Source organism: Flavobacterium sp. KBS0721 (assembly GCF_002007065.3).
GTDB classification, from domain to species: Bacteria; Bacteroidota; Bacteroidia; order Flavobacteriales; family Flavobacteriaceae; genus Flavobacterium; species Flavobacterium piscis.
The window spans coordinates 3,388,066-3,408,443 of sequence record NZ_CP042170.1 but is presented as its reverse complement, the minus strand read 5'-3'; the positions used below and the strand labels follow the sequence as shown (position 1 = coordinate 3,408,443).

Here is a 20,378-nt window from a genome sequence, read left to right as displayed (position 1 = left end):
TTTATTTTATTCGCTGTAATCTAAAAAAGATGAGTTCGTAAAGTTAATTGATAAAGCTTTGCGTTCATTGCGTTTGTCAAGACAAGATATTATAAAAATACTTGCATGCTTTGCGGTTAAATCAGCAAACAGTAAAACCTGAAACGAAGAAAACCCTAAACTAAAAATAAAATGAAAACTTCAAACAACACTATTCTAATTACTGGCGGCGGATCAGGGATTGGATACGAAATTGCAAAACTATTTTCTGCTGATAATAAAGTCATTATTACAGGAAGAAATGCCGAAAAACTGGAAAAAGCAGTTTTGAGTTTAAAAAATGTAACCGGAATCGTTTCAGACATTAACAAAGAAGCCGATGTCTTAAAACTGACAAAACAGTTAAATGAAGATTTTCCTAACCTAAATATTGTAATTAACAATGCGGGTTTAGCCCACTATTTTAAGTTAACGGATGAAAATGCCAATGCGTTCGAAAAAGCCAGTGAAGAAATCCTGACGAATTATCTTTCGGTTGTAAGACTTACCGAAAAATTGCTGCCTTTGCTTCAAAAACAGCCCAAAGCTGCTTTTGTAAATGTTTCGTCTATTGCTGCTTTTTCTCCGGGATATACACTTCCGGGTTATGCGGTAAGTAAAGCGGCGCTTCACTCTTATTCTCAGGTATTAAGAGTTTCACTCGAAAAACAGGAAAAGCGACCACTTGTAAAGGTTTTTGAATTGATGCCTCCCTTAGTAAATACTGAGTTTTCTAAAGCAATTGGTGGTGAAAATGGTATAAGTCCGGAACAAGTTGCTTTAGAGCTTAAACAAGGAATAGAAACCGATACTTATGAAATTCATGTTGGCCCAACAGCTGATTTTTATAAATTGTATTTGTCTTCACCTGAAAATGCCTTGCAGACTATGAACGCAAATAGGAAATAATTGGTTTCAGGTTTCAGGTTTCAGGTTTCAGGTTTCAGGTTTTAGGTTTTAGGTTTTAGGTTTTAGGTTTTCCCAACCTTTGTCAAAGTTTAAAACTTTGACAAAGGTAACAATGTGAGAGATTGAGAATACAAGCAACTTGAAACATGAAACCAAGAAAACCTGAAACAATCAAACCCTTTTACATCTTAATCTCAAAAATCCTGACAAAATTACGCTCTAATTTTTTTCTCTTTCTTTCTTCTTTCCATCTTGAATAAAAAATGAGAATAAGCAAAAACAAGCTTACAATTGTGGTGGCTCTTCTAAGTCCTCTTCCAAAAAAAAGAAAAAAGACATTTATTACGATTAAAAAAACTACCGGAGAAAATCTTGTCCAGATCAACTGAAATTTACTGTTGGGTTCAACGATATAACTTACTTTAAGAACATTATTGACATTCTTGTAATTTCCTCTTATAATAAAATAAGTTGGCGATGTTCTCGAATTGATAGTCAGGCGAAAACTTTTATCATCAAAAAGTCCATAAAATGGTTTGCTTTCTCCAAATCTGGGAAATATTCTAAAAAGGCTTAAGTTTACTTTTAGAGAACCAATTTCTGTATTGTTTTCTAATCTTCTGCGAAATTCAGATAAACTGAGTTTTGATTCCATTTAAGTACTATTTAAAAAACAAATTACAGTCTTTTTATAAGTTCTTTTACTCTTGTAAAAACATAATTTGCTTTTTCGTCAAAAACAACCATATCAAAATCGCTGCTTCCTTCTATAAAATGACCTTCTTTTTTGGTATCTGAATATACGCTTTCAAAATACAGATCGCGTTTTTTTATCCAGTCCAACTGTTCTTTTTTTAATCGGGATTGTTCTTTAGAACTTAATTTTAGTTTTAAATTCCTGTAAGCAACATTCAATAAACTATCGGACTGATTGTAATATTCAATCGCACAATTTTTCATACCGCTACCGCTGTTTAAACAATGCTGATAAGAGGTTTTAAACTTATTAACAGTCTCTATTGTTTGTGCATTACACTGAAATGCAGCCAAAATAAAGAATAGGAATACTGATCTTTGAATCATGATGATATAGTCATTTATTGTTATCACTTTTTTGAAATAGCAATATACTCAAAGTTTTGATTAGTTCCCGTTTTTTACTGCGCTGTCAACAAACTTTTAAGCATATCTTCCAAAGCTTTTCCGTGAATGTTTTTAGCCAGGATGATTCCGTTTTTGTCTACTAAAAAGTTTAAAGGCACAGATTGAAGCTTATAATCTCCAATAACAGGAGATTGCCAGTATTTTAAATCACTCACTTGTATCCACGGCAGTTTTTGCTTGGCAATTGCTCCAGTCCAAAGCGCTTTTTTAGTATCCATAGAAACGCTGTAAATAGAAAACTTGCCAGAATATGTATTGTATAATTTGATCAATTCAGGATGTTCTTTCGTACATGGCCCGCACCATGAAGCCCAAAAGTCGATTAAAACTAAATCTCCTCTTAAAGAGGAAAGTGCCACATTATTTCCTTTTGTATCCGGAAGATCGATTTCAGGAGCAATATCACCAACATCGGTTCCCACAACCTGAGCTTTTGACGTCGTTATTATGCACAATAAAAGTCCTAGAATAAGTAAAGTTTTCTTCATAATTTGATTAAGTTATTTATTTGGGGGCTTGTTGTTTTTTTAAAAATCTCGCAAAGGCGCAGAGCCGCAAAGTTTTATTTCTTATAAGCTTTTATTTTTTGTGTTTTGGCGCCTTTGCGAGATTAATTTTCACAAGCAAATATAAATTTTCTTTATTAAAATCTCCCGCTTTCACCTTCCTTCATCTTAATTTTTTATTAAATAATTATCTTGTAAATTGGCATATCGGGAAAAGTCGATATATTTGCACCATGGAACCAATAGAAATCTTTAAGGCACTCTCCAACAAATCCAGATTGCAAATGCTGGAATGGTTAAAAGAACCTGAAATCAATTTTCCGGATCAGCTCCAGCATGCCGGATTTGAACACGGAGTTTGCGTGGGGCAAATACAAGCCAAGGCTGGCTTGACGCAATCGACTGTTTCTGAATATCTCTCTATTTTACAACGCGCCGGATTTATAGAATCTAAACGTGTTGGACAATGGACTTACTATAAACGCAACGAAGGTGCCTTTGAAGCACTCAGTAACTTAATTCAATCTAATTTGTAAATTACTATGAGTACAAACAACCTGTTTTCTCCATTTAACTTAAAAACGTTAAATCTTAAAAACCGAATCGTAATGGCGCCAATGACGCGCTCATTCTCTCCAAACGGAGTTCCAACTGATGAAGTAGCTTCTTACTACCAAAAAAGAGCTGAAGGTGAAGTTGGTTTAATATTATCTGAAGGAACTGTTATCAACAGAGCTTCATCATCTAATGATGCTAATGTGCCGCATTTTTATGGCGATTTAGCTTTAAACGGATGGAAAAACGTAATCAACGAAGTTCACGCTGCAGGAGGTGCTATGGGACCACAAATATGGCATATGGGAATTATGGACAATCACCAATCTGGGTGGGTTCCGCCAGTTCCTTTTGAAGGTCCGTCAGGATTAAACCGTCCTGATTTTAGAAATGGTGTAACCATGACCGAAAAAGATATTGAAGATACCATTCTTGCTTTTGGCCAGGCTGCCGCTGATGCTAAAAGATTAGGTTTTGATACAATCGAAATTCACGGAGCGCACGGTTATTTGATTGACCAGTTCTTTAGAGCCGAAACGAATTTACGTGAAGATATTTATGGCGGAAAAACACTTCCGGAACGAAATCGTTTTGCTATTGAAGTGGTAAAAGAAATCAGAAAACAAGTAGGAAATGATTTCGCTGTAATCATGCGTTTTTCTCAATTTAAACCTTCTGATTATAATTATAAACTGGCTAAAAATCCACAGGAATTAGAAGCATGGTTAACACCTCTTGTAGATGCAGGAGTTGATATTTTACACTGTTCTCAACGTCGTTTCTGGGAACCTGAATTCGAAGAATCTGATTTGAACTTTGCAGGATGGGCTAAAAAAGTAACCGGAGCACCAACTATTACTGTAGGTTCTGTTGGACTTTCTGGTGATTTCTTTGGAGCTTTTGCAGGAGAAAGTTCTGAACCAACTTCATTAGAAGAATTAAACAGACGTTTCGACAGAGGCGATTTTGATTTGGTTGCAGTAGGAAGGCCTCTTTTATCTGACCCGAATTGGGTAGCTAAAATTAAAGCGGGAAAAACCGATCAATTGAAAGGTTTCACTAAAGAAGCTTTGGGAGCATTGGTTTTAGAATAATTTTTTTTTAAGGTACTAAGGCTCTAAGATTCTGAGGTACTAAGATTCTTAATTACTAAGTTTGTTATTGAACTAAAATATAAAAGGGATAAACTTCATTGTTTATCCCTTTTATATTTACCAATCTTTTCGGCATCTATATCGTAGAGGCGCACTGCTGTGCGTCTACACAATGTATTTAAAATTAAATTGCCCACAGATAAAGCGGGTTTTACTGATTTACACGGATTCAAAATTATTTTATGCTGTGGCAAAAAATCATCATCAAATTTAAAAATCATCATCTTCATCATCTGATTCAAAATAATCTTTTGGATCAAAAGGAATATCTTCGTCAGGATCTTTATCGTGTGCATTTACTCCTGGCGGATTAAATAATCCCCAACTGTCTTTAATATAGTTCCACTGATCGAAACTTGCTACCCAATCAATAAACAATAACCGAAATTCATCAATTGTACTTCTTAGCAAATCAATATAATCATTATCCGTAATGCCTTCCTCAAAACGTAAACTTCCAGCCTGAACATATAATTCTCTGGCAGCTTTTCGAATTATAGCCGCATTTTCCATTCTTAAATCATATAAATCTCCGCTTTCTGCACCGGCAATCTTCACAGGAATAATCATTGCATTTTCGCGCATAAACTGAACAGTTGTTTCTTGTAAAAATTCATTATCTAATGGAATAATGTGAACAAGTCCTTCTGTAAGTTTAAAAATCTGTTCTGCCTTTTGATAAATCGGCATATTATCTGTATTGTTTTGATACGACATTTTTTATTTTTTTTTGTCCATAAATTTAGAACATTAGCAAACACAAAAAGCAAGAATTAACTTTCTTTTACATTTCTTCAAATGCTTCAAAAATCTTTTAATCTTAATAATCTGTGGCAAAAAAAAAACTCTTAATCTCTGCAATTTGTTTTCATTCTTTGTCGATATACTTTGCGTAGATGCACTGCTGTGCATCTCTACAATTATGCTTATGTACAATTATACGTTCTAAATTGGCATTTTACAATTGTTTGCTTTTTTTACTTATTTATTTCAACATGAAATTATAAATACAAAAGGGATCAAAATTGGAATCACAAAATTTCCCTTTCTTGCTTTGAAGCTTTGCATCTTTGTACCTTTTACAAAAAAAACAAAGGGATGAAAACATGAAGTTTCACCCCTTTTTTGAATATCTATAACTAACAAAATTAAGAAATTCAATATCTTTATTTAGGTACAAAGGCTCAGAGGTTCAAAGTAGCAAAGCTTTACCTTTTGTCCCTCTGAGCCTTTGAACCTTTGTCCCTCCTTTTAAGAAATTTTTCTTTTTTGAAATTTATTCTGAAGCCAGTTACGTACAGGTTCATCGTAAAATTTCAGACATAAATAAGCTATTGTGATGCTGGCAACCAGAACACCTATTCCTACCATATAACCGTCTTTTAAAGGAACTTTATTGTCTATAACCCATGCTGTGTACCAATAAATTAACGGATAATGTATAATATAAATTGGATATGATATATCGCCTAAAGCTTTGCATATTTTAATTGAAAGTGGATTCTTTATTTCTCCTCCTGCTCCAATGGCAACAATTAATGGAAACAAAAGAATTATCACAACTGATTCATATAAACCATTCATCCATAAAGTGTTTTCATCACCAATTCTTGGAACTGAAAAAAGAATCAGAATTAAAACGCTGCAAATCCAGAAAGCTCCTTTTAAGTGAATTAGTTTTCCTAATCTTGAAAGTAAAACACCGGCAAAAAACGGATATAATAATCGCGTGAATCCCACATTCATTTGTTGCAGGTTTAGAGACCAACCGCCAATTACATCTCCATTTGGTCCAAAAACAGTATAATTTACGAGCATTGCTGCAAATATAAAAACAAAGATTGCTAATACTTTGTTTGAGAATTTACGAAACAATACAGCGTATAAAATATTGGCAATATATTCGAAGAATAGTGACCAAGCAGGTCCATTAAGCGGATGCATTTCGCCCCAGCCTCTAATTTCTAATGATGGCGGAATTGGAAGTAATGTAAAACCAATTACCATTGTTAGAATCACTTTCCAAGCTTCCATTCCTGCAATTAAAGGAAAAAGATTGGATGCCTGAAAATAATAAAAAATCGCTCCAATGATCATTCCCATAATTACCATGGGCTGTAAACGAATTAAGCGTCGCTTATAAAATTCCCATTGGGTTAATTTTCCCCAACGATCGTCGTACGCATATGCTACTACAAATCCTGATAAAAGGAAAAAGAAATCAACGGCCAGATAACCGTGATTGATGATTTGGTTAAAGCGGCTTCCCCCGTTATGGGCCTCCAGAATATGAAAAATCACTACTAAAATCGCAGCGACTCCTCGAAGTCCATCCAGAATTTCATAATGTTTTTTAGGTTTAATATCAATAGAAGGTGAACTCATAAAAATATTTTTTGATGGTTAAAGGTTAGTTTTTATTTTTTGGTGTGAGCTAAAATAAGATTTTTTCTAAACAGTCATAGTTTTCTTTAAATAGATAACAGAAAAGTTCGCAAGGTTTGTCACAGAACAAACAAAAAAGAGTGTAACTCTACAATACATATTAAACACAATACTTTATTTCCTTACTAATAAAACTTTCAAGTACAGCAAACACAAAGCTTAATTTCCTTAATATCTTAAATGGTAAAATCATTTTAAAAGTAAAGCTGCAAATTTTTACACTTGCAGCTTTACAACCAACCAATTTAGAAATAATGAAATTATTGAAGTGAGAATCCCACTTTTGATTTTATATCTGTAGAAGATGCTCCAACGATTGCTTCAAAAGCTCCCGGTTCAGCAACCCAGTCGTGTTTTTTATCATCAAAAAAGCTTAAAGCTGTTTTATCTACTGTAAAAGTTACTGTTTTTTCTTCTCCCGCTTTAAGCGAAATTTTCTCAAATCCCTTTAATTCCTTAATCGGACGCGGTAATGAAGATTTTAAATCGCTGATATAAAGCTGAACAACCTCAGAACCTTCTCTTGATCCTGTGTTTTTTACATTTACAGAAAATGTAATTTTGTCGCTGCTTGACATTTGTTTTTTATCTGCTGTTACTTTTCCGTAAGCAAAAGTCGTATAGCTTAAACCGTGACCAAAAGAGAATAATGGTTTTGCTTTTTGTTTATCGGCCCAACGGTAACCTACAAAAATGCTTTCGTTATATTTAACTTCATCTCCACCAGGAAATTCTCCTAAAGCATGAGCGCCGTTATCAGCTAATTTTACAGGGAAAGTAAAAGATAATTTTCCAGAAGGATTTACATCTCCAACCAAAACATTAGCCAAAGCATTTCCTGCTTCTGTACCTAAAAACCATCCTTGTACAATTCCCGGAACTTCTTTTACCCACGGCATTGCCACAGCATTTCCTGAAATATTTACAAAAACTACATTTTTATTTACTTTAACCAAATCAGTAATTAATTTATCCTGACCGTATGGCAAGCCTAACTCTTTACGATCGTGTCCTTCTGCATCCTGATTGTCACTTTTGTTTAAACCTCCGATAAAAAGAACGATATCAGCATCTTTGGCTACTTTAAGAGCTTCTGCAGTTAATTCTGCAGGAGAACGTTTGTCCTCTAAACTTACTTTTGCTACTACTCCATTATAATTACTTGTTGGATCACCAACATAACCACGTGCGTAAACAATTTCGGCCTGGTTGCCTATTCTTTTCTTTAATCCTTCAAGAGGTGTAATTTCGTATCTTGCTTTAAGCGAAGAACTTCCTCCACCTACAGTCATCATTTTGATAGCATTTTCTCCAATAACTGCAATTTTCTTTGTTTTAGAAAGGTTGATTGGTAAAATGTTATTGTTGTTCTGTAGCAATACAATTCCTTCTTCGGCAATTTTACGGCCTGCATCTGCGTGCTCTTGTGTTCCAAAAGATCCAAACGGACGGTTTCTGTCCATAGTAGTAAGGAACGATAAACGTAAAATACGACGTACTTTTTCGTCTAATTCTTTCGTTCCAACTTCACCTTTTCTAATCATTTCAGAATAAGGTTTGGCCAAGAAATAGTTATCGTATGCATTACTTGTTCCCCACGAAAGTCCGTTTGTCCAGGAACCAAATTCCATATCAAGACCATTAAAAATAGATTGTTTAGTATCATTAACTCCGCCCCAATCTGAGACTACAACACCTTTGAATCCCCATTCTCCGCGAAGAATGTCATTTAATAAAAATTCATTATGACAACATTGCTGCCCTTTGTATTTATTATAAGAACCCATAATTGCCCAAACCTCACCTTCCTGAACTGCCGCTTTAAAAGCAGGTAAATAGATTTCGTACAAAGCACGATCATCTACAATTACGTTTACTGAGTTACGTTTTGTTTCCTGATTATTTAAAGCAAAATGTTTTACACAGGCAGCCACTCCGTTTGCTTGTACTCCTTTTATATAAGGAACAACCATTTTTGCAGCAAGAAAAGGATCTTCTCCCATATATTCGAAGTTACGACCGTTTAATGGCGTTCTGTAGATATTTACCCCAGGTCCTAACAATACATTTTTATTACGGTAGCGCGCTTCTTCCCCAATTGACTTACCATATAAAGAAGACAACTCTTTGTTCCAGGTTGCAGAAAGTGCTGTAAGAGCCGGAAATGCAATACAAGAATCGTTTGTCCAGCCTGCCTGATCCCATTCGTCCCATTTTACTTCGGTACGAATTCCGTGTGGTCCGTCAGTCATCCAGTTTTCAGGAATTCCTAAACGTGGTACACCTGGCGAACTAAATTTAGATTGCGCATGAATCATGGCAATTTTTTCTTCTGTCGTCATTCTTTTAAGAGCATCTTCTACACGCTCATTAATGGGCTTTTTATCATCCAGATAAACCGGAACTTTACTCTGTGCATTTACACCGATAGAGCTCAACAAAAGTAAAACAACAATTGTTTTAACGTTTTTAAACATAACTATTAATTTATTAAAGCATTTAATGTATAATTTAAAAGGCAGTAATAAGGTCATTATTACCTTTTAATAATATTGTAAAGCTAAAACGTTATAGTTCGTTTTTAATTTTCAAACGAAAAAAAGTAGTGGAACAAAAAAATAAATATTTGATTTACAAATACTTGAACAAATACACCCCCTAAAAAAAGTAGTAGTTTTAAAATAAATAATTACACTTTCAATGAAATTAAGCCAATTTTAATGACCATTTCTTCAAAATCATTTCTCGAAACTGCAGCTTTATTTCGAGCTCTGGTACGATAATTATAAATTGTACTTAAAGAGTAACGAAGGAATGCCGCAATTTTTACACTATCAGTAATTCCTAAACGGATTAAAGCAAAAATACGAAGTTCGGTATTCAGCAATTCCCCTTGTTTTAAAACGATTTGTTCCTCCTTGATCAAAAGTGCGTTGAAATCTTTCACGAAAGTGGGATACAAATTAAGAAAAATAATATCAAAATTCTTGTACAACTCCTCGAGCTCATTATCAACCAAAGTCGTTGATTTAAGCATTTTGTAAATCTCATCAAACTGTTTTGCGGTTGCCTTTTTATTTAAAATAATACGATAATTTTCCAGCTTATTGATGTAAGTCGAACAAAGACTAAAAAAATGCGCAATATATTCTTCTTTAATATGATTCGATTCTGATAATTGTGCGTTACGTTCCTGCAGCTGATTGTTGGTTTCCGTAATATCTTTGTTTAATACGGCTAATTTTTGACTGGTTTCGTAAAGTTCTCCACGTATTCTGGATACTTTTTTCATTTGTTTGTAGACATAAATAATTGCTACAAACAAAAATGCCGAAAGCAAACTGATGCATAACAAATACAGCTGCAACTCGGTTTTTCTCTTGGCTTCTTTTTCTAAATAAACGGTATTGATAATCGAATAAACCTCTGACATTAAAAGTGTACGAAACTGAACGTTGCAATAAAGCGCATCCTCAATAGCCGATTGTGTTAGTTTATACGCCATATCTACATCACCAATTTCATAAAAAACCAATGCCAGTTCCTGAAGTGACGCATTATCTTTATTGGCATTTTTTAGGTCTGAGGTAGCCGAAAGCGCATAAAACTTTTTCCGTGGTTCTAGCTGATGTCTTGCTTCATAAATACTTCCTAAAAGATAAGTTACCATCGCATATTGAGGATTATCTTCTTTAATACTGGCAAACAATTGCTGCAACTGCTGCTCCGCATTTACCAGTTTTTTTTGGGACATTCCCTGCTGAATTTTATTGATCTGATAATTTAAAGTATTGGGATCTAAAACAGCAATCAAAGAATCACGATATTCCCTTATTTTCTGAATGTATTTTATATCATAACTATTGGCGGCATAATGCTCAAAAAATTCCCTGTAGGCCACATAATAATTGGGAAGCAATGCTTTTGAGAGTGTTTTTTTATCAATGCTTTTTAAAATAGCTTCAGATTCCCGGTATTTTCCTGAGGAAGAAAAAAGTGTTACCAATTGCAAATTGGCTAAATTCAGCAATTCATTATTTTGAAGTTCACCGGCAATCTTCAGATTCTTTTTTACATAAAATATGGCCGAATCTGAGTTGAACTTTTGATATTCTGTATATAAAGTTTTGTTGTAATTGTATTCTTGTTCCGGAGTTAAATCGTCTGATTTGATTTTTTTAAAATTCAAAATACGCTCTTCTTTAAGCCTGACATAATGTGCTTTATTTTTTAAAGCATCATTGAGCTTTGCCAAAATAGTATCAGTGCTGTCTGATGAATATACAGGACTGCCTAAAAGAACGAATAAACAAAACAATAAATAATTTTTCAAAACAATTATGATATAATGAGACTTACAAATATAAGAAAGTGCAGGTATAAAAATAGACTATTTGATAAGTCGCACTTTTTGACTTTTTGTAACAGAAAAATCAAGTACTAAAAGAAATTTTTCGGGTATCGCCTCTTCAATCCAAAACTCTGACTTTCTATCTGTTAAAAATAATTTTATCAACCGGATTTTTGTAAATTTGATAAAACTCTATTACAATAATCTAAAAACCAACACAAATGCCTCATTTTATTATTGATTGTTCAGAAAACGTTATTCGATTAAAATCTGCAGATGATATTATGCAGGATGTTTTTAATGCAGCATTATCTACTGGTCTTTTTGATGAAGCTGAGATCAAGGTTCGCATTAATCCCTTTTCGTATTATAACAACGGAAATTCCATAAAAGACTTTATTCACGTTTTTGCCTATATTATGGAAGGCCGAAATGTTGAGCAAAAAGCAAATCTTTCGAAAGTAATTGTTTCTAAACTGAATCGAGTACTTCCTGAAGTTCCGGTGATTTCTATCAATATAAAAGATTTTGAGAAGGCGAGTTATTTTAATAAAACAATGATTTAAAGGTTGTTGTGATATAAATAAGAGTATTTTCGCATAGTTTGTAATCCTTGAGGAACGAAGGATCACACTCGAAACTCGACAAAGATTGACGATTCTCGTTGCGGAGTTTCTAGTGTGATCTTTCGTTCCTCAGGATTGACAAAAATGACTCCATAAACTTTGTCAAAGTTTAAAACTTTGACAAAGTTCTCACAAGATCTATTCTCTTTACTCTTTACTCTTTACTCTTTACTCTTTACTCTTTTATCGAACAGCAATTGGCGCCGCTAAACAACTCTCAGGTATATCAAAAGCATTAACCAACGAAACCGCATCCGGTCGAATATCCCAACACAATTGATTGACTATCTTACGGATTGCTTTGGTTTTTACAGCTTCCATATAACCGTCTTCAAGATACCAGCCTTTGTTTTTTTCTATTTGGGAAAGCGCATATAGTTGATTCAGCTTGGTTAAGATTTCTTTCGATTTTTGATCTTCGACTTCTTTTATAGCCAACTGAAATTGTTCTAAAACAACTCTTTCTAAATAGGCCTGAGCCACATCGATCATTTGATGTTGTACAACATTAAAAGCATCGTAAGGTTCTAAACCTCCATCAACTAATTTTTTGATACGTCGTGCTGCCGAAGCTAAAATTGTTTTTTCTCTGTGAATGAAAGCCTGTAAATGAAATTCAGGATCTAATAAATGTTCGTCATCGGTTCTTCGGGTAGCAATTGGGTTTTTCTCTGTGAATGCTGTTTTTGCATTTTCGTACACATAATTAATGATTCCCAAAGAACCCATTTCGCCAAATGATTTTCTGAATTCAGATAAACGATTTTTAGCCACCAATTGCATCAAAACAGTATTATCGCCTTCGAAAGTGGTATATATTTCGGTATCATTTTTTAAAGCATCGATTCGGTTTTCAGACAAATATCCTTTTCCTCCAATAGCTTCACGGCATTCTTGTAGAATATCTCTAGTGCTCCATGTCGAATACGATTTCATTCCTGCTGCCAAAGCTTCGATTTCCTGCATTTCGGCTTCGGTTTTATTTAAAAAGCGATTGGTAAGATATTGCAAAGCAAAATGTACGGCGTAGGTTTTTGCCAAAGGCGGAATTAATCTTCGCTGATGCATTCTGTAATTTAAAATCGGAACTTCTGATCCTCCTTCTGGTCCAAATTGTCTTCTTTGATCGCTGTAGCGAATGGCAATTGTTAATCCGGATTTGGCTGCAGCCAAAGCAGAACGCGGAATCCCAATTCGTCCTCCAACCAAAGTACCTAACATGGTAAAAAATCGTCTGTTATCACTCGGGATTGGGCTTTCGAATTCGCCTTTATCATTTACAGAAGCAAAACGATCGAGCATATTTTCTTTCGGAATCACCACGTTGTCAAAACTAATCGTTCCGTTATCTACTCCGTTTAATCCCATTTTATGTCCGCAATCCCCAATCGTAATTCCGTTTAAGGTATTTCCGTTGGTGTCTCTTAGCGGAACCACAAAAGCATTTACGCCATAATCATGACCGTCTATAACTAATTTGGCAAAAACAGTTGCCATTTGGCCGTGAACTGCTGCGTTACCAATGTATTCTTTCTGTGCATTTTTATTAGGTGTATGAATCGTAAACGTTTGATCGTTATGATTGTATGTAGCTGTAGTTTCCAGACCTTTTACGTTCGATCCGTGATGTGTTTCGGTCATGGCAAAACACCCTGGAATTTTTAAGGTTCCAATATCTTTTAAGTATTTGGCATAATGTTTATCGGTTCCTAACGACTGAACGCTCATTCCCCATAGACCAAACTGAACACCAAATTTGATTACCAGACTCAAATCGTGGTAACTTAGGGTTTCCATTATGGCAAAATAATCGGCTATGTTTTCTCCTCCACCATATTGTTTGGGATAAGCCATATTTCCGAGATTTTCATCTGCAAGGATTTTACACCAATTGTATACTGTTTCGCGGTATACATTGATATCTGTAGAAGTTTCATAAGCAAATTCAGGTCTTGAAATTACTGATTTTACTTTATTGATTATCGCAACTTCTTTACCATTTAAAATGGCTGTTATCTTTTGAATATCAAAATCAGCATTGGTTTGGGAGTTTGCTGTAAATGAACTACTTTTTGTTTTGAAATTCTGAAGCGCTTCTTCGCCCAGAATTCCAAGATCGTTCTCTAATTTTATAAAATCAGATTGTAATTTCGAAATATCTATATCTTTTTCTGAAAGTGCCACAGCAATATCAAAAATTGATTTTATATCAGCTTTATTCTGAATACTATTTTCGATATCTAATTTCCATTGCGTGAGTTCATTTCGCGAAGGCGGATTTGAAATATCTAATCGTGATACTAATTGTTGTTTTTCTTCGGGCGAAAGCCAAGTGAGGTCATTGATAAATTTCCTGATTGTAGTAAACTCTTTCTGAGTTAGTAAATCATCAGACCATACTAAATAAAATAACGGAATAAAGGCTTGGAGTTTGGTATTTTTCATATAAATAGTTGTTCAGTTTGTATTTTTTTTTCACTCCTCATAGCTATCAGGATCACAAATTAAAATTAGTTTCATTATTTTAAAAATAGCCACGAATTCACGAATGATTGCGCCCAAATAGATTGAAAAATTCGTGAATTCGTGGCTAAAAAAAATCCTTTTAATCTGTAATCCCGATAGCTATCGAGAGTGGTATTTTTTTATTCTTTTTATTGCATAAAAAAACAGGAATGAAAATAATCATTCCTGTTTGAATATCCTGTTAAGATTCTGGTAATTTATATTTTAAACCAATAAAAAACATAAAAAAACCTCACGTTATTTTAGAATCTTTGGATATTGTGTAAACTTTTGCTTCATGGCAAAAATATGATGTGAATTAAAAACCAAAACTGCGAGAAAAACAATTCCGTAAGCAATGATTTGTATTAGTCCAAATTGTTCTTTATACAGAAACATCGCCAATAGAAAAGCAATCATTGGGTTAATATTTAAAAGCATTCCAACGGTTGAAGAATTAATTCCAGACAAGGCGTATAAATTAAGAAACAATGGAAAAATGGTAAACAATATTGCAATGGTTTCTATACAGAAATAAAACTTAAATTCGGTTGGAACCGGCCCGCTGTATATGGGATAAAATGGCAATAAAAGCAATGCTGCCAAAGTAATATGAAACGTTAGGATTATAAATTTATCGAAACCTTTATTGACTCTCTGGCTTACCAGATAAGATGCATAAGTTGATCCTATAATGATGCTAAAAAACATATCCATAATATTGGCATACGATAAAAGTACACAGCCGGAAATGCTTAACCCAACAGCGATCCATTGCGTTTTGCTGAGTTTTTCATGCAAAATAAAATAAGCGAGTAAAGTGGTTAAAATAGGACAAACCAAATAGGCTAATGATGTGGCTTTTACGCTAACGTGGTTCATTACATAAATGAATGTAAACCAGTTGGCCATTAGAAACACGCTTCCGCCAATATTCAATAAAATGGTTTTGCGTTTCTCAAAAGTAGGCAACGATTTGAAGTTTTGAATTGCTTCTTTTATTCTTTTTCTTTTAAAAGTAAAAGCAATAATCAACATCAGAATGCTACAGCTAAAAACGCGGTAGAACAAAATATCCAGAGAGGCATAGTCGTGTATGGGTTTTAAAACCAGACTAAAAAATCCCCAGATTACAAAACAGGTAATGGCAGCTATGTAGTATTTTGTTGTTTTCACAAATGTTGTTTTTGTTTAATTTTCTATTAAAGCAAATTTCTAAAAAATAAAACAGCAATACAGATACAGTTTTTGTAAATTGCACCATAACAGTTTTTATTTATGAAAAATCCAAATTACTTGTATCTTCAGTTTGCTGACAGAATCGAAAAGCAAATAAAATCCGGTGTTTTGAATGTGGGTGACAAACTGCCATCGATACGTGAAGTCTGCGCCGAAACGGGTTACAGCATGAGCACGGTAAGTAAAGCGTATTATGAAATCGAAAGCAGATCACTGATCGAATCCAGACCTCAATCCGGTTATTATGTAAGTAATATTTCGGCCAGAACGATTCCTGAGCCTTCGCCAAGCAGTCCTATTTTAAAATGTGCCAATGTTGATCGGGAAGATTTAATCGATCAGGTGTACGGTAATATGACCGATCCTGATATTACAATGCTTTCTTTGGGTTTTCCGTCGAATGAATTGCTGCCGATTGCGAAATTAAATAAGGGAATGGTTCAGGCAATGCGACAACTTCCTAATAGCGGAACAAGTTATGAGCAGGTAAAAGGGAATCCGAATTTAAGGCGGGAAATTGCAAGATGGTCTTTTACCTGGGGAGGATCATTATCTGAGGAAGATATTATTACAACGCCTGGCTGCACGAGTGCTATTTCCCATTGTTTGATGACACTAACCCAACCGGGAGATACTATTATTACCGAAAGCCCTGCTTATTTTGGAATTCTGCAACTGGCCAAATCGTTGGGATTGTACATCATGGAATTGCCAACAAACATGACAACCGGAATTGAATTAGATGCGTTAAAAAAAGCACTTTCGTCTAAAAAGGTAAAACTTTGTTTGTTGATGAGTAATTTTAGTAATCCATCCGGAAGCATGATGCCGGCCGAACATAAAATAGAAGTTGTTAAGTTGATGGAGTTTTATAATATTCCATTAATCGAAGATGATATTCACGGCGATTTGTACTTTGGCGCAAGCCGACCAACGAATTGTAAAACCTATGACGAGAGCGGTATTGTGCTTTGCTGCAGTTCGGTTTCGAAAACGCTGGCGCCGGGTTATCGTGTGGGCTGGGTTTCGCCGGGGAAATTTAAAAAAGAAATATTACGCAACAAGATTTACCATACACTCTCCTCGCCTACTATAACACATCAGGTTGTGGGGGATTTTCTAAAAAATGGACGATACGAAAATCATCTTAGAAAAATACGTCAGATATTGAATCATAATTGTAATAATTATATCAATACGGTTTTGGAATCTTTTCCAAAAGGAACAAAAGTAAGTCAGCCGCAAGGGGGATTTTTTCTTTGGATAGAATTGGATAAAAGTGTCGACACTGCTGCCTTTTATCATTTGGCGATGCAGCACAAGATTAGTATAGCGCCCGGAAGAATTTTCTCTTTTCAGGATCAGTTTTCGAATTGTATGCGATTGAGTTTTGGATTGGTATGGACAAATGAATTAAGACAATCTATACAGATTTTAGGAAGACTACTTCATCGATGATACTAAACTCTGCGTAATCTTGTCATACTGACGCAGAAAGGATCACACACGAAGCTCGACAATCTTTGTCATGGCACACGGATGACGCGGATTTGCTTCGCAAAAACACGGATTTACACAGATTTTTTGTTTTTCATCCTGAACGAAGTCCTGAAAAAAAACATGAAAATATTTATATAAAAAAACCGGACAATGCTGTAAATAGCATTGTCCGGCAACAAATTGAGAAACCAAAATCAATTTTTAATTATAAAACAAAGTAAGCGTTGTTTTCCGCTTTTTTAGTCTCAGGCTGAAGATGAAATTCATTGATAATATCAAATTCGCTTTGGTATTCGTTCATCATCTGAGTTATATTTCTTTCAATAGTATTAGCAATTGTAGTTACAGGTGTATCTGTAGCTCTGTTTTCGAATGGATCCTGCAAGTGAATCGCCATTCTTTCGATCAAAAAGAAAGCGGCAGCAATTGCTGTAATTAATGGGATCGCAAACCAGCTCAATACACTAATTAATCCAAAAGGCAGCAATAAAATAAACAAACACAATGTCAATCTGATGTACATACTGTACGTTGTTGGAAAAATGGTGTTTTTAATTCGCTCACATTTCCCCATTTCATCACAGAGTCTTGATAACGTATTATCGATTTCGACTTGCTGATACATATTAATACGTTTGTCATTTTTAGCATTTCGAAGATCTCTCGCATGCAATAATAAAATTGCATTGGGTATGTTTTGATGATTTTTTACAAAACGTAATTCTTCATCGCTTATCAGGCCTTCAAGAGGTTTTAAGGCATCTTTATTTCGCAAAGATTCTCCTAAACTATAACACCATGCAATTTGTCGTTTGGCAAAATTTTCTTTGAATTCATTTGCTTCTACAGAAAAATTAGGGTCTTTATAAAATGTTAGTACCTGCCTGATCAATGTTCTGGAATCATTTACAATCGCCCCCCAAACAATTCGGGCTTCCCACCATCTGTCATATGCCTGATTAGACTTAAAAGCCAATAATAAGGATATAATGGTTCCAATCATTGTTGGAATTGCAATTGGGATATCTACAGGAAGATTGATGAAGTAATTGTGAAAAACTTCAAACAATATCGTATACGCCAAAACTAATGTAATTTCTACTTTAATTTTCCCGAGAACGTACTTCATTGGTATTCTTTTCTTTAATAACATATTTTCGGTTTTAAATTAAACTTATATTTTTTCGGCAGTAATTAGGTATTATGCCATTTCTTCATAAAGAGACAAAACCGGAAGTCCTAATCTCTCGTTCATATCTTCTTTTTTTACTTTCTTGAATTTGATTTTCTCTCCTTTACGGGTTTCTACCAGCAAATCGATATCGTATTTTGAAATTGCTTCGGATAAATAAGGAGCAAATTTTTCGTAGTTGTCATCAAAATTGGCGGTCTGGCTTACAATTTCAAATGAAAAGTTTTCATTCAAAAATTGCTGAACATCCTTTACATGCATATTTGCACGGGCATTTTCGATATAAAGTGCTTTATTAAAATCTTCTTTGTACTGCTCTGGTCCTAAATGCAATATTGGGCATTTTTGGTTGGCCGCTAATTGAATCAGGTATTGGTGAATTCGTTTTGTTTCTTGTTTATAAGACTGTGTAAGAATGACTAATTTTACAGAGAAAACATCTATAATACGTTTGAAAATGGGAGACGAAAGACCGTACTGGTTTTGTACTTTTATTTTACAGTTTGGCGTATGCCCGATAATATAGCGACAGGTGTCAAGAACTATTTCCTGATTTGCTGTAAGTCCGGTACGCATTTCACGCAAATAACCTGAAGAAGAAAAAGTGTCAGGCGCCTCAGAAGCAATCATTAAAATGATTTCGCAATCTGATGATTTTGCCTGGCTAATTGCTGATTTTACAGCACAAATAGTATCATCTTTTAAAGTGGTAGGTATAAGGAAATTTTTCATAAGTATAATCGTTTAGTTTATACATACAAAATAACTTCACTAAAATTAGAAGGGTCTTAATATAAAATTAGAACTTTCTAAGATTCAACATTAGAATTTTTAATGTTGTTTTTTTTGATTTTTGATTTATTAAAAACAATGGTTACAATAGTCCCTTTATTTTGTTCTGACTGAACTTGTATTTCGCCATCGTGCATGCGAATGATTTTTGATGCTAATGGAAGCCCCAAACCATAACCAATATATTTGGTTGCAATTTTCCCTCTAAAGAAAGGTTCATACAAATGCGGAATATCTTCCGGAGGAATACCAATGCCAATATCGTTAATTGCTATTTTAATCATTTCCTGATTGGCAGAAAGTGTTACGAAAACTTCATTGTTATCAGAATACTTTACACCATTGGTAACGATATTATTAATGGCCAGCTCTAAAAGTGGTTTGTTACAAGGAATTAATAAGAGATTAGAATCGTTTGGAGCGAAATTAAATTTCATACTCACACGATTATCGGGATAAATTTTGTCTAAATCTGATTTTACATCCATTAATAACTCATCGATTCTCGCGATATCCAGTACTTGTTTTTTTCCGTCGTAACCGGTTTGAGTAAGTTTCAATAAACTTTCGGTAAGGTTGCCTAGTTTAGAGGCCTGACTGTAGATATTTTCTAATGATTGAATGTATTCCGGAACTGCGCGTTCTTTAAGAAGCATAATTTCAGACTCGGCAATAATGGTGGTTATTGGCGTTTTTAATTCATGCGAAGCATTATTGATGAAGTTGGCCTGAATCTCAAAAGAGGTTTCTAAACGGTCCAGCATATCATTAAATGTTGCAGTAAGATCTGAGATTTCATCTGAATTTTTTACTTCGGGTAATCTGTTATGAAGATTAGAGGCACTAATTCTATTTACTTCCCTGGTAATTCTGGCTACAGGATTAATCACTCGTTTTGCGAGAAAGCGCCCTAAGAAAAAAGCCAGAAATATAAATCCGATACCGCCAAAAAGCATGATTTTTACAATATAAATTGTTGTTGTAGGTCCTTTTTGATCGCGTGCACCCACAATTACAATGTATCGTTGACTTCTTTCTGTAAAAACTTGTCCTAAATAATATTTGTTATCTTTTTCGAAATAATCTTCACCGGATTTTAGAACATTGGTGTAAAACTCATTGGGTAAATTTAAGTTCGTATTATAATCAAAACTATTGGCGCTGTTTATCTTTAGAACAAATTCTTCTTCTTCTATAAGTTCTTCAAGTCCGTCTTTTTTGAGGTTTTTATAATACTTTATTTTTTCAGGATCGTTTTGAAAATGAATTGAAGCGACAATTTTTGCCCTGTCTTCTAATCGTTTTAAGAAATGATATCTATTATTTTCCTGAAACAAGACAAATACAATAATACACAACAATAGTGTACTAAAGCTGGAAAGCGCTACATAAGTAAAAGTAATTTTTTTTCTTATATCCATT

Annotated in this window: 17 protein-coding genes; 5 read left to right on the top strand and 12 right to left on the bottom strand. The window is 34.3% G+C overall.

The features are described 5' to 3' along the window. The first annotated feature begins 171 nt into the window (after positions 1-171). On the top strand, positions 172-927 hold the full coding sequence (locus B0M43_RS14885; RefSeq protein ID WP_078007515.1) for an SDR family oxidoreductase: 756 nt from the start codon (positions 172-174) through the stop codon (positions 925-927). Positions 928-1,108: 181 nt separating this feature from the next. Here the strand turns inward: B0M43_RS14885 and B0M43_RS14880 are convergent, their stop codons facing one another. From B0M43_RS14880 to B0M43_RS14870, 3 genes are all read right to left on the bottom strand, one after another. Then, the gene (locus tag B0M43_RS14880; RefSeq protein ID WP_078007516.1) at positions 1,109-1,582 is read right to left on the bottom strand and encodes a hypothetical protein; all 474 of its coding nucleotides are present in this window, start codon (positions 1,580-1,582) and stop codon (positions 1,109-1,111) included. A 23-nt stretch (positions 1,583-1,605) separates the two neighbouring features. Beyond that, positions 1,606-1,887, bottom strand: coding sequence for a lysozyme inhibitor LprI family protein (locus B0M43_RS14875; protein ID WP_168199947.1), 282 nt, complete (start codon positions 1,885-1,887; stop codon positions 1,606-1,608). A 197-nt stretch (positions 1,888-2,084) separates the two neighbouring features. Continuing rightward, complete coding sequence (locus B0M43_RS14870; RefSeq protein ID WP_078007518.1) at positions 2,085-2,579, bottom strand: TlpA disulfide reductase family protein; 495 nt, start codon at positions 2,577-2,579, stop codon at positions 2,085-2,087. 251 nt (positions 2,580-2,830) lie between these two features. On the opposite strand from B0M43_RS14870, the gene B0M43_RS14865 reads away from it, so the two are divergent. Continuing rightward, a complete protein-coding gene (locus tag B0M43_RS14865; protein ID WP_055097872.1) occupies positions 2,831-3,133 on the top strand; it encodes a helix-turn-helix transcriptional regulator in 303 nt (100 codons plus the stop codon). A 6-nt stretch (positions 3,134-3,139) separates the two neighbouring features. Continuing rightward, the gene (locus B0M43_RS14860) at positions 3,140-4,246 is read left to right on the top strand and encodes an NADH:flavin oxidoreductase (RefSeq protein WP_078007519.1); all 1,107 of its coding nucleotides are present in this window, start codon (positions 3,140-3,142) and stop codon (positions 4,244-4,246) included. 270 nt (positions 4,247-4,516) lie between these two features. Here the strand turns inward: B0M43_RS14860 and B0M43_RS14855 are convergent, their stop codons facing one another. From B0M43_RS14855 to B0M43_RS14840, 4 genes are all read right to left on the bottom strand, one after another. After that, complete coding sequence (locus B0M43_RS14855; RefSeq protein WP_078007521.1) at positions 4,517-5,023, bottom strand: hypothetical protein; 507 nt, start codon at positions 5,021-5,023, stop codon at positions 4,517-4,519. 534 nt (positions 5,024-5,557) lie between these two features. Next, the gene (locus B0M43_RS14850) at positions 5,558-6,691 is read right to left on the bottom strand and encodes an acyltransferase (RefSeq protein ID WP_078007522.1); all 1,134 of its coding nucleotides are present in this window, start codon (positions 6,689-6,691) and stop codon (positions 5,558-5,560) included. A gap of 320 nt (positions 6,692-7,011) precedes the next feature. Continuing rightward, a complete protein-coding gene (locus B0M43_RS14845; protein ID WP_078007523.1) occupies positions 7,012-9,228 on the bottom strand; it encodes a glycoside hydrolase family 3 C-terminal domain-containing protein in 2,217 nt (738 codons plus the stop codon). A 212-nt stretch (positions 9,229-9,440) separates the two neighbouring features. Then, the gene (locus tag B0M43_RS14840) at positions 9,441-11,084 is read right to left on the bottom strand and encodes a DUF6377 domain-containing protein (RefSeq protein ID WP_078007524.1); all 1,644 of its coding nucleotides are present in this window, start codon (positions 11,082-11,084) and stop codon (positions 9,441-9,443) included. A gap of 239 nt (positions 11,085-11,323) precedes the next feature. Between B0M43_RS14840 and B0M43_RS14835 the strand changes: the two genes are divergently transcribed. Next, the gene (locus B0M43_RS14835) at positions 11,324-11,668 is read left to right on the top strand and encodes a 5-carboxymethyl-2-hydroxymuconate Delta-isomerase (RefSeq protein WP_065449650.1); all 345 of its coding nucleotides are present in this window, start codon (positions 11,324-11,326) and stop codon (positions 11,666-11,668) included. 243 nt (positions 11,669-11,911) lie between these two features. On the opposite strand, the gene B0M43_RS14830 is transcribed toward B0M43_RS14835, so the two are convergent. Both B0M43_RS14830 and B0M43_RS14825 read right to left on the bottom strand, forming a co-directional pair. Further along, complete coding sequence (locus B0M43_RS14830; protein ID WP_078007525.1) at positions 11,912-14,173, bottom strand: acyl-CoA dehydrogenase; 2,262 nt, start codon at positions 14,171-14,173, stop codon at positions 11,912-11,914. A gap of 318 nt (positions 14,174-14,491) precedes the next feature. Beyond that, the gene (locus B0M43_RS14825) at positions 14,492-15,409 is read right to left on the bottom strand and encodes an EamA family transporter (RefSeq protein WP_078007526.1); all 918 of its coding nucleotides are present in this window, start codon (positions 15,407-15,409) and stop codon (positions 14,492-14,494) included. A gap of 102 nt (positions 15,410-15,511) precedes the next feature. On the opposite strand from B0M43_RS14825, the gene B0M43_RS14820 reads away from it, so the two are divergent. Further along, positions 15,512-16,930 (top strand): PLP-dependent aminotransferase family protein, encoded by a 1,419-nt coding sequence (locus tag B0M43_RS14820; RefSeq protein WP_078007527.1) that lies wholly within the window; start codon positions 15,512-15,514, stop codon positions 16,928-16,930. Positions 16,931-17,177: 247 nt separating this feature from the next. Here the strand turns inward: B0M43_RS14820 and B0M43_RS14815 are convergent, their stop codons facing one another. The 3 genes from B0M43_RS14815 to B0M43_RS14805 form a co-directional block, all read right to left on the bottom strand. After that, positions 17,178-18,125 (bottom strand): bestrophin family protein, encoded by a 948-nt coding sequence (locus B0M43_RS14815; protein WP_065449647.1) that lies wholly within the window; start codon positions 18,123-18,125, stop codon positions 17,178-17,180. Between the two features lie 48 nt (positions 18,126-18,173). Then, positions 18,174-18,896 (bottom strand): hypothetical protein, encoded by a 723-nt coding sequence (locus B0M43_RS14810; RefSeq protein WP_065449646.1) that lies wholly within the window; start codon positions 18,894-18,896, stop codon positions 18,174-18,176. Positions 18,897-18,973: 77 nt separating this feature from the next. Beyond that, a complete protein-coding gene (locus tag B0M43_RS14805) occupies positions 18,974-20,377 on the bottom strand; it encodes a HAMP domain-containing sensor histidine kinase (protein WP_065449645.1) in 1,404 nt (467 codons plus the stop codon). Position 20,378: the final 1 nt, after the last annotated feature.

What these genes read in the sequence shown, in the direction of transcription:
- B0M43_RS14855 (WP_078007521.1), bottom strand. Translation starts at nt 5,023, where the DNA reads ATGTCGTATCAAAACAATACAGATAATATGCCGATTTATCAAAAGGCA.
- B0M43_RS14805 (WP_065449645.1), bottom strand. Translation starts at nt 20,377, where the DNA reads ATGGATATAAGAAAAAAAATTACTTTTACTTATGTAGCGCTTTCCAGC.
- B0M43_RS14865 (WP_055097872.1), top strand. Translation starts at nt 2,831, where the DNA reads ATGGAACCAATAGAAATCTTTAAGGCACTCTCCAACAAATCCAGATTG.
- B0M43_RS14820 (WP_078007527.1), top strand. Translation starts at nt 15,512, where the DNA reads ATGAAAAATCCAAATTACTTGTATCTTCAGTTTGCTGACAGAATCGAA.
- B0M43_RS14880 (WP_078007516.1), bottom strand. Translation starts at nt 1,582, where the DNA reads ATGGAATCAAAACTCAGTTTATCTGAATTTCGCAGAAGATTAGAAAAC.
- B0M43_RS14870 (WP_078007518.1), bottom strand. Translation starts at nt 2,579, where the DNA reads ATGAAGAAAACTTTACTTATTCTAGGACTTTTATTGTGCATAATAACG.
- B0M43_RS14845 (WP_078007523.1), bottom strand. Translation starts at nt 9,228, where the DNA reads ATGTTTAAAAACGTTAAAACAATTGTTGTTTTACTTTTGTTGAGCTCT.
- B0M43_RS14810 (WP_065449646.1), bottom strand. Translation starts at nt 18,896, where the DNA reads ATGAAAAATTTCCTTATACCTACCACTTTAAAAGATGATACTATTTGT.
- B0M43_RS14835 (WP_065449650.1), top strand. Translation starts at nt 11,324, where the DNA reads ATGCCTCATTTTATTATTGATTGTTCAGAAAACGTTATTCGATTAAAA.
- B0M43_RS14860 (WP_078007519.1), top strand. Translation starts at nt 3,140, where the DNA reads ATGAGTACAAACAACCTGTTTTCTCCATTTAACTTAAAAACGTTAAAT.
- B0M43_RS14830 (WP_078007525.1), bottom strand. Translation starts at nt 14,173, where the DNA reads ATGAAAAATACCAAACTCCAAGCCTTTATTCCGTTATTTTATTTAGTA.
- B0M43_RS14875 (WP_168199947.1), bottom strand. Translation starts at nt 1,887, where the DNA reads ATGAAAAATTGTGCGATTGAATATTACAATCAGTCCGATAGTTTATTG.
- B0M43_RS14815 (WP_065449647.1), bottom strand. Translation starts at nt 18,125, where the DNA reads ATGTTATTAAAGAAAAGAATACCAATGAAGTACGTTCTCGGGAAAATT.
- B0M43_RS14885 (WP_078007515.1), top strand. Translation starts at nt 172, where the DNA reads ATGAAAACTTCAAACAACACTATTCTAATTACTGGCGGCGGATCAGGG.
- B0M43_RS14850 (WP_078007522.1), bottom strand. Translation starts at nt 6,691, where the DNA reads ATGAGTTCACCTTCTATTGATATTAAACCTAAAAAACATTATGAAATT.